Source organism: Salinimonas chungwhensis DSM 16280, assembly GCF_000378185.1.
In the GTDB taxonomy this organism is placed as follows: Bacteria; Pseudomonadota; Gammaproteobacteria; order Enterobacterales; family Alteromonadaceae; genus Alteromonas; species Alteromonas chungwhensis.
Genome location: NZ_KB899376.1, coordinates 239,376 through 254,455 on the forward strand (window position 1 = coordinate 239,376; position 15,080 = coordinate 254,455).

The 15,080-nt window shown below is 47.7% G+C and carries 10 protein-coding genes; 2 read left to right on the forward strand and 8 right to left on the reverse strand.

Going from position 1 to position 15,080, the window contains the following annotated elements:
- Window positions 1–27: 27 nt before the first annotated feature.
- The 6 genes from F458_RS0101135 to F458_RS0101160 form a co-directional block, all read right to left on the reverse strand.
- Window positions 28–1,251: an MFS transporter gene (locus F458_RS0101135; protein ID WP_018981530.1), complete on the reverse strand. Its 1,224-nt coding sequence runs from the start codon at window positions 1,249–1,251 to the stop codon at window positions 28–30.
- 235 nt (window positions 1,252–1,486) lie between these two features.
- On the reverse strand, window positions 1,487–2,161 hold the full coding sequence (locus tag F458_RS0101140; protein WP_018981531.1) for a protein-methionine-sulfoxide reductase heme-binding subunit MsrQ: 675 nt from the start codon (window positions 2,159–2,161) through the stop codon (window positions 1,487–1,489).
- A 2-nt stretch (window positions 2,162–2,163) separates the two neighbouring features.
- Window positions 2,164–3,165 (reverse strand): protein-methionine-sulfoxide reductase catalytic subunit MsrP, encoded by a 1,002-nt coding sequence (gene msrP / locus F458_RS0101145; protein WP_018981532.1) that lies wholly within the window; start codon window positions 3,163–3,165, stop codon window positions 2,164–2,166.
- A gap of 143 nt (window positions 3,166–3,308) precedes the next feature.
- Window positions 3,309–4,628, reverse strand: coding sequence for an anti-phage deoxyguanosine triphosphatase (locus F458_RS0101150; protein WP_026294398.1), 1,320 nt, complete (start codon window positions 4,626–4,628; stop codon window positions 3,309–3,311).
- Complete coding sequence (gene yfbR / locus F458_RS18855; protein WP_051084980.1) at window positions 4,621–5,268, reverse strand: 5'-deoxynucleotidase; 648 nt, start codon at window positions 5,266–5,268, stop codon at window positions 4,621–4,623. The genes F458_RS0101150 and yfbR overlap by 8 nt, the downstream gene beginning before the upstream one ends.
- A gap of 3 nt (window positions 5,269–5,271) precedes the next feature.
- The gene (locus F458_RS0101160; RefSeq protein ID WP_018981535.1) at window positions 5,272–6,489 is read right to left on the reverse strand and encodes a pyridoxal phosphate-dependent aminotransferase; all 1,218 of its coding nucleotides are present in this window, start codon (window positions 6,487–6,489) and stop codon (window positions 5,272–5,274) included.
- A 618-nt stretch (window positions 6,490–7,107) separates the two neighbouring features.
- Here F458_RS0101160 and F458_RS0101165 point away from each other — a divergent pair.
- Both F458_RS0101165 and F458_RS0101170 read left to right on the forward strand, forming a co-directional pair.
- On the forward strand, window positions 7,108–7,902 hold the full coding sequence (locus F458_RS0101165; RefSeq protein WP_018981536.1) for a DUF2189 domain-containing protein: 795 nt from the start codon (window positions 7,108–7,110) through the stop codon (window positions 7,900–7,902).
- Window positions 7,903–8,331: 429 nt separating this feature from the next.
- A complete protein-coding gene (locus tag F458_RS0101170; RefSeq protein ID WP_018981537.1) occupies window positions 8,332–8,661 on the forward strand; it encodes a hypothetical protein in 330 nt (109 codons plus the stop codon).
- A 54-nt stretch (window positions 8,662–8,715) separates the two neighbouring features.
- On the opposite strand, the gene F458_RS0101175 is transcribed toward F458_RS0101170, so the two are convergent.
- Window positions 8,716–11,790, reverse strand: coding sequence for an efflux RND transporter permease subunit (locus F458_RS0101175; protein ID WP_018981538.1), 3,075 nt, complete (start codon window positions 11,788–11,790; stop codon window positions 8,716–8,718).
- Window positions 11,783–15,064, reverse strand: coding sequence for an efflux RND transporter permease subunit (locus tag F458_RS0101180; RefSeq protein ID WP_018981539.1), 3,282 nt, complete (start codon window positions 15,062–15,064; stop codon window positions 11,783–11,785). The genes F458_RS0101175 and F458_RS0101180 overlap by 8 nt, the downstream gene beginning before the upstream one ends.
- Window positions 15,065–15,080: the final 16 nt, after the last annotated feature.

Genomic DNA, 15,080 nt, shown 5'->3' on the forward strand with positions numbered 1-15,080 from the left:
AAGCTTTAGACTCAAGTAAAGGTTGCGCTACGAAGGTGCCTGGCTTAGTTGACGTTTGTCGTTTGCCATCACAATCAGACACCAGATGAAAATGCCACCGACAGCGAGGGCCACACCTACCCAGCCGGTGCTGGCATAGCCATATCCTGCAGCCAGCGTCATACCCGCTAACCAGGGACCCAGGGCATTGGCAGAATTAAACGCGGCATGGTTCATTGCGCCAGCAAGCGTTTGTGCGTTGCCTGCAACATCCATAAGACGGGTTTGTAATGGCACTACCATACCGCCACCCATGCCCATAAAAAACAGCGCTGTCGCCATTGAAATAACATTGCCAACAGACATGGCGTAAGCTGCCGCGGAGATTCCCAGTAATACCTGAAATCCAAGCGCTGTGCGCAGTAAACGGCCTTCTGCGATTCGACCTGCGATCAAATTACCCAGCGTGGTACCGATACCGTAGATAAACAAGACAACAGCAATACCCCATTCTGGTGCCGAAGTGGTCTGCAAATAGGTTGTACTGAAGTATGAATAGACTGAAAACATTCCACCAAACCCGATAGCACCCATCAAAAGCACCAGCAAGACATCTTTGTTTTTCAGGGCTGATAATTCGGTGCGAGGGTTGGCGTTAGGATCGGGCCCTCGATAGGGCGCTTTTTTCCACACCATGAGAGCGGTAAGTAGTGATAATGCCGCAATCATAAAGAATCCGGTACGCCAGCCCAGGGTCTGTCCAATAGCACTGATACCAGGTACCCCGATAATGGTCGCCACGGTTAACCCCAGTATGACATTACTGACAGCTCTTGCCCGACGATTTTTACCGGCAATGTCTGCCGCAAAAAGCATAGCGATACCAAAATAAGCGCCATGAGGTAAACCCGCGATAAACCGGGCGATATTCATCATCCATTCAGACCACGCCAGCGCAGTAAGCAAGTTGCCACCGGTATAAAAAATCATCATCGCGATGAGCATTGTGCGACGAGCCAGGTGGGAAAAGAACATCGTGATTACCGGCGCACCGACAACCACACCCAGTGCATAGGCGCTGATTGCGTAGCCGGCTGTCTTTTCACTGATATTAAAATCTTCGGCAAAATATGGCAGCAACCCCATGGCTGCAAATTCGCTACACCCAAGCACGAATGTGCCAAAAGCCAGCCAAAATGTGACTACCTTTAACGAGGATTCGCCGTCACGGATCTGGTGTCCAGCGGTGTCATTATGTTGGGGCTTTGTCATGCTTGTAAACCAATATCTGAAAGGGATGGGACAGTGGGCGCAATATAAGTACTAAAAAAAAGCTTTTATCGTACGCTGAAAATACGCTGCCTGTACAAAGACAACATGGTAACACCGGCATCACGCCATGTATTGGAGTATTGTGTATAACCTTTGTGAAATCATTGGTTTACGGGTTAATATATTGTAAAGGCAGAAAACAATGAAACCCTTGAGTGCGGTCGGCTCGCACTAGTCAGGTTGTCCGTGTCGCTGTCGTTTTATGTTTTTTTTTGCCGTCACTTTTACGCTGCAGTGATTGGTACCAACGCTTCATTCTGGGAAGCAGGATAACAAATGCTGCAAACCAGTATAGCAGGGGGTCTGCAAGTACGGTTTTTTGTGACCAGCTGTAGTGAAGCAAAGCCAGCAAGATAGCCAGATAGACGGTGTTGTGAAGAGACTGCCAGCGGCGGCCCATTTTTTTTCTCAGCCTGTCAAACGACGTGACGGCCATGGCCAGTAAGAGTAACAATGCTACAAACCCGACGCTGATGTACGGACGCTCGATCAGTTCACTTCCAATAAGTGGCCAGTCGAGTTGTAGTTCAAATAGAATGTAGGTGGCAAAATGTGCTAATGCATAGATAAAGGTATAGACACCTAGCATTCTCCGGTAGCGAATGAAATCGCCACACGGGGTAAGTTGGGCTAAAGGTGACAGACATAATGTTAGCAATAAAATGTGAATAGCGTGAAGGCCAGTGAAGTTGAGCAAAGCCTGAACCGGATCTGCGCCAAGGTTATCCGTAAACCCCATCACAAACTGCCATACAAGCGCGCCCAAAACCAAAATATGCACCATCGATTTGCCTGTCAACAATTGCGCTTTAGTCAAACGGGCTGGTTTTTTAAACAGTCGAAATGCCATACTTAATAATACTTTTTCAAATCCATGTCTTTGTAAAGTGAGGCAACTTCCTCATAGCCATTAAAGAGTTCTGTATCGATTCTGTTGCGTGATAACAGACCTCCGCCGGCGATCCGGCGTTCGCTGGCCTGACTCCACCGTGGATGGTCGACGTTGGGATTAACGTTTGCATAGAAGCCGTATTCATTCGGTGCCAGTTTATTCCAGGTTGTAGGCGGCTCTTTGTCTGTCAGCGTTATGCGGACGATGGATTTAATACTCTTGAACCCATATTTCCAGGGCACCACCAGCCTGATCGGGGCGCCGTTTTGCGGCGGCAGTGTCTTGCCATAGAGGCCGACAGCCATCAACGTGAGCGGATGCATCGCTTCATCCAAACGTAATCCCTCTACATAAGGATAATCGACGCCTCCACCAATGAACCGACTGTTTTGACCACGCATCTGTTCGGGCGCATACAGTGTTTGGAATGCTACATAGCGTGCAGATGATAGGGGGCGAGCCTGGCGAATCAACGCGCCCAGCTCGAAGCCTACCCAGGGTATCACCATAGACCAGGCTTCCACGCAACGTAACCGGTAAATACGTTCTTGCAAGGGAAATTTTGAGGTAAGACTGGCATGATCCAGGGTAAACGGTTTTTCCACCATCCCATCAATTTTAAGCGACCAGGGATCGGTCTCCATATTATGCGCATATTCAGCCGGATCATCTTTACCGGTGCCGAACTCATAAAAGTTGTTATAACCGGATACCTTATCGTAAGGGGTCTTTTTCGCCGCAGTACTGTATTTGCCGGCGGGCGAAAAATCTAAAGCCTCACGCTGAATTTTCTTTTCATCATCATCGTCAAACCAGCCAAACGCCGAGGCCTTACTGGATAACAGGGTGCTGGCCCCTAAAAAGCCCATACTCTTGAGCAGAGTTCGACGCTGGCGATAAACTGATTCGTCAGTAACCTCATTTTCGGTGAGTTTTACAGAGGGAGAAAATCGTTTTGGCATGATAGGACCTATCCGTCATTCAGTATCAAATACAGCCTGTGTTACCGGAATAGCCGTCACTCACACACAGACATCTTCTACTTGTTTACGAATAAGACCTGCAAAAGTGCGATTTTCTTTCCTTATGAATAAAACTTCATTATTTAACTGTGTTTAGGTAGGAATAGTGAACTGTACAAGCGGGTGGCAAATTCATCTGTCATACCCGAGATGTAATCTGCAATAATTCGCTGCCCATAGTTTTTTGCTTCTGCCTGACGCCAACGCTGGCGAGTGTTTTCAGGTAACAGGCGTTCCGGGTCGCTGCTAAAAGCCTCAAATAACGCCATCACCATTTGCTGGCCTTTGTATTCCAGGATCTGAACATCCGATTGTCGAATAACCTGTTCATACACAAAGACTTTAAAGAGCGCCAGCGCCTTTTCATAATTGTGTGGCAAGCTAGCCTGATAAGCCAGCAACGGATGAGAAAATTGGGGCAATTGCTCAATGGTTATGGCGGTAATAAAGCAGTTTACCAGCGCGCCGATGGCGTTTTTCCGCTCATGGTGATGCTGACTGAACAACCGGCTTGCAAGTTCCTGAATATTTTGTGATAACCATGGCACTTCCATAGTTTGCAGCGGTAACACAATGTCATTTTCAAACTGGTCTCTGTCAACCATACTCATGACGATAGCATCCTCCAGATCATGAATACCGTAAGCTATATCGTCTGCCAGCTCCATGATGGTGCAGTCAAAAGATTTGTGACGGGTTTTTGCATGTTTATCGTCAAAGACATCAAACATCATAAACTGCTCAATGTCTTGTTGTTCAAACGGTGAGACAAGCCACTCAAATAAGATCTTATCGCAGTTAAACAGGCCTTTGGGCGGATGCCAGTCAGAAGCTTTTATCTGGCGTAGCGACGTGTTTATCTGACCATGACAGGCCGGATTTGTAAGATTATCAATAAAGTTGGGGTATTTTATCAGCCCCAGTATGCTGCGACGCGCCAGGTTCATTCCATGCTGTGCAGTGTAGGGTTCAAGCTGAGTGACAATACGGAATGTTTGCCCGTTCCCTTCAAAACCACCATGTTCATGCATCATGAAATGCAGAGCGATTTCGCCGCCATGGCCGAACGGCGGGTGACCGATATCGTGGGCCAGGCACAGCGTTTCAATGAGGCTGGAATCCAGCATCAGATGTCTGGAAAGCGCCGGGTATTTGGCCTCTAACTGGGCGGTAATTCCCGTCCCAATCTGTGCCGCCTCCAGCGAGTGAGTTAATCGGGTCCGGTAGAAGTCACTCAGACCAACGCCCAACACCTGTGTCTTTGCCTGCAGTCGTCTGAATGCAGCTGAGTGCAGAACGCGCGCTTTATCGCGCTGATAGCTACTACGATGATCACCGTCGCGCATTTGCACCCGCGGTAAACGTCGCTCCTGCCACGGTTGCGTCCAATGAGTGCTACACATCATTTTTCCCGATATTATCACGATGAGTTTGGCTGGATGCGTCAAATTCGTCCTGGGTTATTTCATCAAGACTCAGCGAAAAACTGGGCACATAGCGCGAAATAAAATAATCCACTTCCGGGGACTGATAAGCTGCCAGTAATTTATCCAGACGATTTTTCGCTAGAGTAAACTCACGGTTACCGGCATTGAGCTCTTCCAGAGTTTTAAGATAAGCGCACAAAACATCAGCAGCCTTAACAATGAAGGCATCTTCCTCGCTGTGCGTGCGACTGTCTATCAGCATGGCGTAATCATCCCGCAATGCTTCAGGCGCCATGTCAATCAGCTTGCTTTCGGCAATCTTCTCAATTTTTTTGTATTCGGCGGCAATAGTGGCATTGTAATACTTTACCGGCGTGGGCAAATCGCCTGTTAATACCTCAGAAACATCGTGAAACATCGCCATGGTGGCGATGCGTTCCGGATTTAATTTCCCGTCGAAAAAACGGTTTTTTATCAGCGCCAGAGCATGCGCTACCATGGCCACCTGTAAACTGTGTTCCTGCACATTTTCATTGCGCACATTGTGCATCAGCGGCCAGCGATTTATTAGTTTCATTCGCGCAAGATGCGCGAAAAAATGGCTCCTATCAGACATAGCTTAAACCTGCCGGTAATTATCGAAAAAGTTACCTATACGGGTAAGCGCAGGTTTTAGCACGTCAGTGTGAGGTAAAAAGACCAGCCGGAAATACACGCCCTGATTCAGGTTGAAAGCCCTGCCATGAACTAACAATACTTTTTCACTGCTAAGTAAATCGTAAATCATTTGTTCATCATTGCTGATATTAAACCGTTTCTGGTCTACCCGGGCAAAACAATACATCGCCCCTTTAGGTTTTACACAGTGAATACCCTCGATATCGTTAAGCATTTGCCAGGAAATATCACGCTGAGCGCGCAAGCGGCCGCCTTCTGCAACCAACTCGTTGATGCTCTGATAGCCACCCAGAGCGGTTTGAATCGCCGTCTGGCAGGGAACATTAGCGCACATTCGCATAGACGACAGTATATTGAGGCCTTCAATGTAATCGGCGGCGACCCGCTTGTTGCCGCTGACCACCAGCCAGCCTGCGCGAAAGCCTGCTACCCGGTAATTTTTAGATAATCCGCTCAATGTGACCATAAACACATCGTCGGCCAGCGAGGCTATACAGGTGTGCCTGGTGCCGTCGTAGAGGATCTTGTCATAAATTTCATCAGAATATATAACAAGATTATGTTCTCGAGCCAGTTCAATGACTTCCTTTAACAATGCTTCACTGTAAACAGCGCCGGTCGGATTATTAGGGTTAATCAGTACAATGGCGCGGGTACGGGCGGTGATTTTGCTTTTTATATCATCGATGTCGGGAAACCAGTCGGCCTGCTCATCACAACAGTAATGTACCGGCGTACCAGAGGATAAGCTGACGGCTGCCGTCCACAACGGGTAATCCGGCGCTGGTAGCAGGACTTCATCGCCAGTATTTAGCAGCGCCTGCATCGCCATCATAATGAGCTCGCTGACACCATTACCTATGAATACATCACTGACTTGTAGGTCGCGCACTGCCATTTGCTGATAATACTGCATCACCGCAACGCGCGCCGCGTAAATTCCCGTGGAGTCAGAGTAACCCTGGGAGGTTGGCAGGTTGTAAATAACGTCTTTAAGAATATCGTCCGGTGCCTCAAAACCAAATGGTGCTGGGTTACCTATATTCAATTTGAGAATACGATGACCTTCATCCTCCATTTTTCGGGCCTGAGCGGCAATCGGACCGCGGATATCATAACAAACACTATCAAGTTTGTGGGAGCGAGCTACTGATTTCATAGTCCCCTGGCTTTATTAGTTCATAGTTTTTCAGAGTAGCGTAAAGCTCTCTGGGATGCGAAGCGTTATTTTCTGTTAATCGGACAAAAATAACCATTTTCTCCTGTTTTTAACGCTCAATCAGGATACAGCAAATAATTAACCGGCCCAATCGGGTACTGGGCGCAATATTTATCTTCAGGATGTCCTCCAGGATATGCACGCATGGGTAACAGTTAATGAGATTAAAATCAGGCATGAGAGGCATAAACCTGTGGATTCAGGGTGCTGTTTACGATCCAGTGACCCATTGTTTGACAGTCTCCTGTAATGCGTCTGGCGAATAGTAAACCCAGGCATATGTACAATATTCGCTCGCATTTACATGCCTCACAATATTGGCAGACTGACTTGATATGTATGCCATATCGCTAAACACGCTTATTGTATTGAATAGACTGATGACTGACTGTAGATAACGGAACACCTGGTATTCAATCAACAACAGTGGCTATTAAGTACTATTTTAACATTGTTAAATTGACACGCTGATCTATCTTAATTAGTAGGGGCCTTTTGCCACAGGTGGTTCGGGAGGTGGCGCTACGGCCCGTAATTTGGATTACAATGAGGCCTTATATGTCACACTCTTTTAAAGAAACGCCCCATAACGCGATTACTGACAGCGGCATTGCCCGCGTCATTCCCTGTAAATCGCTGACGCTGCAAGACCCGGTTAAATGGCTGGCCCTGGCTATGGGTGATATGAAACGGGCTCCCCTTCACACCGCTGTGTACGGTGTGATATTTGCCATCATCCCCTGGCTTATCACCTTACTTGTGAATATGACCGGCTGGCATTTGATTATCATGCCTGCCATGGTGTGCTTTATGCTTATCGGCCCCTTTCTGGCTGCTGGCATGTATGATGTAAGCTGGGAGTTGCAAAAAGGTCATAAGCCCACTATGTCACATTCGCTGCGGGCAATGAAACGCAACGCGGTAAACGGGTGGGGGTTTGGTGTGGTGCTTGTCATCATGATGATTTTCTGGCTGCGTGTGGCTTCGTTAATACACGCCCTTTACCCACCGTATCTGGATGAAACGTTGTCTGACCTGTGGCCATTTTTAATTCTGGGTACCCTGGTAGGTGTCGTTTTTTCGTTAGTATTACTTTTTATATCCGCCTTTACGCAGCCAATTTTGATGGAGCGAAAAGTCGACTTGGCCACAGCGTTGCTCACCAGTATCAATGCTGTATGGCTTAACAAATTGCCAATGTTATTTTGGGCTGGGATTGTTTTTGTTTCTGTGCTGTTGGGGTTCGCCACGGCATTTCTCGGATTTCTGATTCTCATGCCATTATTGGGCTATGCCACCTGGCATGCTTATATCGATACCATTGAAACTAAGAAGCCGCGAAATTATGAGTAAGCCCTGCTGAGCGCATAAATGTCCGGGTTACATGTAGACTAAGTGGCCTTGGCTTTACGGGAAGTTTTTTGTTGAATTACTGCCCAAATTTTTGAATAAGCCCGATGAATTTTCTTCGACAAACCGAATAAAGTGTAAAGATGTAGTAAAGTTACAGAATGGATGGCATTTAACCGTCATTTGTAGCTTTCATTTTAATATCGATTAGTTATAGCTTCCCTCATTTTTCGTATCAAGAAAAAACAAAAAGTCTTTATAAACAGCGACTTGTTTATTTTAATGAGATGTAAATTGCGGTTTTTACGCTATATTTACGATACTCATACAACATTAAAACAGTAATTTTATTTCATTTAGTGCATAAATATAGGGCGTTTTAGAAAACGTGTTGCACATCTTAAAACCGAAAATCATATGACAGGAAAGACAATGAAAAAATTACTGACCAAAACACTTCTATTAACCGCAGGTTTGCTATCACTAAGCCAGCCAGCAATGGCACATGAAAAAGAAACTGTTATAAAATTTGAGGGTGACACCGCTTTCTCCGGTTTCTGCAAGGCAGTTGTACTTGATGACATTCGGATATTGCGTTCTAGCATCCAGCGCAGCATCGGGAATGTAGCCGCCAATGATCGCGCCGTAGTGCGTCGAATCACTGCAGAAGATGGCCTAAAATGCAATGGCAGTAACTTACTGGAGTTTTCTGATGAGCGTGAAGCTCGGCAGGTGAAAAGTTTTCTTACCGCACAACGTTAATGCTTAACTATGGCGCAGTAAAGCGGGGTAGCGAAGGCTACCCCCGCCAGTCGCTCAGGTGGCTTGTCTGGTCCAGCGACGGACGCGATATTGGGCCGCGTTAATAATTGAACCAGTGCCTTGGCGTAATCTGATAAGCTGTATATAAGATAGAGGGACAAGAAACAGGCTGGTTAACGTAGAAAACAAAAGACCACCGATAATAGCAATTGCCATTGGTGCGTAAGCCGGGCCATCTCCGCCGATTCGTGTTGTACCCACGGCCAGCGGAACGAGTCCCAGCACAGTAGTTGCCACCGTCATTAGCACCGGTCTAACCCTGGATTGACAGCCCTCCAGTACCGCTTGCGTTAATGACAAACCGTGTTCTGTAAGTTGATTTATTCTGTCGACCAGAACAATCCCATTGTTTACGACAATCCCCATTAGAATAAGCATACCAATCATCGCCATCACTGACATCGAGGTGCCGGTGAGCAGCAATGTCCAGAAAACGCCAGTGAAGGAATAAAGCAGTGAACCAATAACGGCTGTCGGCAACAACAGCGATTCAAATAACGCAGCCATCACAATATAAATCATACAGACAGCAAGCAACATATTCACCTGCATGACCGCGCCGGCTTCATCCATATTTTGAAAAGCACCGTCTAATGACCAGCTATAGCCATCCGGAAACGTCTGGGTTTGCATGACCCCGGTTATTTTTTCTCTGGCCTGTTCAAGTGTAAGGCTATCATTCAGATTGGCCCTGATCATCAATGCTGTTTGACGGTTAATGCGTTGGATTTCAGATAACTGAGGTTTGCGAGTGACGGTTGCAACGCTGGCCAGTGTGATAGGTTTACCTTCAGTTCGCGTTAGCTGAATATTGTTTAACTGAGCTAATGAAGTTTGTGTCTGTAACGAATACATCAGGGCCACATCGACTTCGCCAGCGTCACTGTGACGGAATGTGCGCAGATTTACACCACGTAAAGCGGTGGCAATAAGCTGCGCCACTGATTGAGCATCCAGGCCGAGCCGGAATGCCTTTTCACGGTCAATATGAATCTGAACCTCCTGCTGTTGATTACCCACATCCAGCTTTACATCTTCCAGACCATCTATGGCAGAAAGCGGCATAACGAGGCTATCACCCAGTGCGATTAATCGACTGGTAGCATCGCCTGTCAGTGTGATTTGCACACCGCCGCCATTATCACTACGCCAGTTGAAGGAAGGGCGGGCCCTGGCAAATTCAGGCATGGCGTCTTTCACCATCTCTTTCCACCGGGCTATAGGAATGGGCAAATCATCTTTTAACGTTATACCCGAAACTGCCTCGCCCGCCGTAAACCAGCTATAAACCTGCTCGATGTGAAACTTATCCTGATTAGCGTATAAAAATGCTTCCATTTTATTTACGCTTGTCTCCACTTCCTCCATGTTGTATCCCTGAGTAAAGTGATAGCTAAGCCATACCCGTTTGGGGTCGTCATTCCCCTGACTGTCGGCGCTGATACTTTGCAGTGGGATCGCAGCGGAGAACAAAATCAGTAGAGCGGCAACAGCACTTATTTTGCGATGGCTAATCACCCATTGAAGCACGCGTTTATATAGCCTCTGATAGGCGGCGTTATTATGCTGAGTAATATTCTCTGGTGTTTTGATTTTTTCGGCAAGCAGCGGGATTAGCGTCTGAGCAATGAGGAGCGAGGCAAAAAGTGATATGCAAATCGCAATAGCTACATGCTCGAGAAACACGGTAACATCAATTTTGACGCCAATGATATTAGGTAAAAAGACGATGGCTGTGGTGGCGGTACCGGCAATAACTGCCAGACTGACTTTATTGATTCCGGCCAGGGTGGCCTGACGCCGGTTACTGGTGTGTTGTCGTTCGTTGAAAATACTTTCGGTAATGACCACAGCGTTGTCCACCAGCATGCCAACCGCCAGCATCAACCCCATAAGTGAAAGTACGTTGAGCGAATAACCAGCCAGATACATCACGCCCAGCGTTATACAAAGTGATACAGGCACTGACAGAACCACGATAAGAGTTGTACTGAGTTGCCGTAAAAAGACATACAGCACAGCAACAGACAATATCGCGCCAATAATGCCTGCCCACAGTAAGTCCGCCAGAGACGTAGTGACACTGTCGGCTACATCGTCCATTACAAACAGACTAATACCATCAAAAGCGGGATCTTTTTTGGCTTGCTCAATGACTTTGAGAACAGCTGCAGAGACATTAACAAGATTACTGCCGGATTCGCGGTAGACGTTAAAGCCCACCGCATAAGTGCGATCCAGGTGTCGACCTTCCTGCGCCTCAGGTTGCTCAAAGGTCACGTTAGCCACATCAGATAAAGTAATGCCCTGCTTTACCGGCATATTGTTAAAATCGCGGATATCCTCAAACTGACCCTGCGGAGTGACGCGAATTTGCTCGCTACCATTATCAATTTGGCCGGCTGACATCGCAAAATTTGCCTGCTGTAATTGCTGCGTGATATCCGCCGGGCTGACATGTAAAGCGGCCATTCGTTGGGGATTAAGACGAATATTTATTTGTTTTTTCATCACCCCGTACAATTCGACCCTAGCGATCCCGGGGACGCGTTCCATGGCACGTTTTAAATTGCGGTCCAGCAAATCATAGGCATTCGACAGATCTCTTTCACTGGACACCCTGAGTTGGAAAATAGGCATATCGTTAGTGTTGAATTTAAAGACCAGAATGCGCTCTACATCATCGGGCAACAAATGACGGATACCATCTATTTTTTCCCTGGCTTCAATACTTTTCGCTTTTATATTTTCATCCCAGTTAAACTCAACAAAAATTTCCGCCCGGTTGTCGTAGGAGCGCGACTGAATACGTTTAATGCCCGACAACGTAGCAACAGCTTCTTCTACAGGGCGGGTGATCATTCGCTCAATTTCTGCTGGCGTAGCATCGCCATAGGGAACGTTAATTACCATCTGAGGGATATCGATACCCGGAAATTTTTCCAGCGGCAACATACGGCTGGCAATTATGCCGAACACAAGCATGGAGAAAAATACCATGCAAACCGTAACCGGATGGGTCAGAGCAAACCGCGCTAACCCGGCTGCGAACGTCGCTTGCTTATCCATAAGTGGTTTCTCCTGTTGCATGGCTGTCCTGGGTAAAATGTTTTCTGTCGAACAACGCATACAGCACCGGTAACAGCAATAATGTAATCAGCGAGCAAAACAGGAGTCCGAAGATAACCGTGACCGCCATAGGCGTGCGTACCTCAGCGCCTTCACCGATCCCGACTGCCATAGGTAACAAACCAAGCACAGTGGTAAGAGTGGTCATTATAATCGGCCGCAAGCGAGTCGTGCCTGCCTCGATAATTGCCGCATTTTTTTGCATGCCCTGCTCACGCAACTGATTAATGCGATCGACCAGCACGATGGCGTTATTCACTGCTATACCACATAGCATGATAAGCCCGATGAATACCACTACGCTTAGTTGGGTGCCAGTAAGCCACAAACCATACACAGAACCGGCGCCCGCCAGCGGCACTGCAAACAGGATTAACAGCGGGTGCAGTAAACTTTCAAACTGCGACGCCATCACCAGATAAACCATAAATACCGCCAGCGCCAGAGCAAACTGCAGAGAACGAAAACTTTGTTGCATTTCTTCGTTCTGACCGGCAATGTCGGCGGATATCGTCAGGGGCAGATTTGCATCATCAATGATAGCCCGAGCGACCTGCACGCCATCAGCAAGATCGCCGTACGCCAGATTGGCGGCAATAACGACCACCCGTTGCTGCCCTATACGAGTGATTTCGCTTGGGCCTCGACTCATGTAGACATCCGCTACGGCGGCCAGCGGCACCGGCTGTGAACTTTGCGGATTGACAATAATCTGCTTCACTGCCTGAGCATTGTTGCGCTGTTGGTCTACTGTTCTGACTAACACATCAACTTTCTTGTCCTGAACACTGAACTGAGTCGCCACCTTACCGCCAATCTGTGCAGCTACCCGGTCTGAGACCTGACGAGCAGATAACCCAATTGCAGCCAGTTTATTGTGATCAAAGCGGATTTTGAGTTCCGGGTTCCCCTGGTTAAGGGTGGTGGTGACATCGGCAAAACGGGCATTGTCCTGTAGCCGGCTGACAATCGTCTGGCTATGCAAATAGAGTTGCTCCAGGTTGTATCCCTGCAGTTCAATTTGGATAGGAGCATCAAAGGTAAACAGGCTTGGAACGGAGAACTGGCTTTGGACGCCTGCCTGCCGGGCCAGAAAAGATCGCAACCCAGACTGGACCTGTTCAGTGGCTGACGCTGGATAATCCGGTTTCATAACAACATTCAATCGGCCCCAGTGATCACCACTTTGACTGGCCGAAGCACTGACCAGGCTGCCTGTGCCTGCCAGCGAGTAGGTCCTGGCCACGGAAGCATATTCAGCTGCCTTAGCAGCCAGTTCGCCCAGTAACCTGTCGGTTTGCTCAGCTTTGGTACCCGCGGCGAGCGTAACCTCTACAGTAAACTCCCCCTGTGTCATGGTCGGAATAAGTGCAACGCCTAGCTGTCTGACCAAAGGAACAGCCCCCACAGCTACAATGAGCGCCAGTGACACCACCAGTAGTCGGGTCTTAAGGGCATGACAAAGTATTGTCTGGTAGCCTTGCTCTAAATAAGCAAATCCTGAATGAAACCCACGCAAAAGCGGCGCAAACAACAATGATAAACAACGGCTAAGCACATGCCAGATTAGCAGCACTACTGTTACCAGGGCCGCTGGCAACCAATGAAAGAACAACTTCGATAATACTGAGAATGGCAACAGTAACAGGCGTAAATAGCGAGACGACGTTTTTTTATTCTGCGCTAGCACATCCTTCTGACATTGCGCTAGCGGCTCTGGGCTGGATTGAGATATTGCCTGCCGTCCAGCCAGGGTAGGGATAAGTGTTAGTGACACGAGCAACGATGCCAGCAATGCAAAAGACACAGTCATTGCCTGATCGCTAAACAGTTGACCGGCAATACCTTCAACAAATATAAGAGGAACAAACACCGCCAGCGTGGTTAGCGTTGATGCAATGATGGCACTACTGACTTCACGGGTTCCTGTAATGGCTGATGTCGCGTGGGACACACCGTTGCGACGTTTGCGGTGAATATTTTCCAATACCACAATACTGTTGTCGACCAACAGCCCTACCGCCAGGGCGATGCCGCCCAAACTCATGATGTTCAGACTGATATCATTAGCGTACATAAGATTAAAAGTGGCAATGACTGATACCGGAATGGAGATGGAAACAATCAGTGTGGTCCAGATATTGCGCAAAAACAGATAAAGCACAAACATTGCTAATAAGCCACCCAGCCAGGCGGCTGACTTAACTTCGCTAATCGCCAGATTAATAAATTCACTTTGATCATAAAACAAATCCAGTGAATAGTAAGAGGGGACCGGTGAGTCTGATAGATTAATCGCCTGCTTAACCCGCTGAGCTACCTGAACAGCATTCGCATCGCCTTCTTTGTAAATTGCGATTTCGGCGCCTTCAGTGTTATTAAAGCGGGTGATTGCATTACGGTCTTTGTAGGCGCTTTCGACCATCGCAATGTCTTTGAGTTGGATACTGCGTTGTTCGTTTTGGCTAATATAAAGATTGCGTATGTCATCCAGCGTAGCAAACTCATTGAGTGTTCTGACTAAAAATGCCTGGCCGCCCTGGTTCACTTTACCGCCGGCGGCGTTAATATTTTCCTGCTCAAGCCGTTCAATTACCTGTTCGATGCCCACATTGAGCCGGTTCGCTTTCTGTTGATCTATCAGAATCTGTATTTGATTTTCCAGACCTCCACCGACGCGTACAGATGCCACGCCTTCGACAGCTTCCAGCTTTCGCTTAAGTTGCTCTTCAGCATAGAAACGCAGCTGTTTCATACTCTCGAAGGTGTGACTGGTGGTATCTGCAAAACTTAAGCCGTAGCGAAGCACGGGTTCAGTGGTAGGATCGAACCGCAGTAACCGGGATTTTTCCACGTCCAGTGGCAACATCAATATATCCAGCTTTTCCCTGACTTCCAGACTGGCCATATCCATATCCGTGCCCCAGGCAAATTGAAGTATAACGTCTGCCTGGCCGGGCCTGGATACCGATGTAACTTCGCGTACTCCTTTGACGATACCGACAGATTCTTCAATGGGCTTTGAAACCAGTTGCTCCACTTCGCCAGGCGCAGCACCGGTATAGTCGGTGCGGATGGTCAGGGTAGGGTAGGACAGTTCTGGCAGCAGGTTCACGGATAACCGACTAAGCGAAACCATACCAAAAAGCAATACCGCTGCTGTAAACATCGCAATGGCCACGGGCCGTTTCACTGCAACATCGATAATTCTCATTACTTTCTCCTTAAAG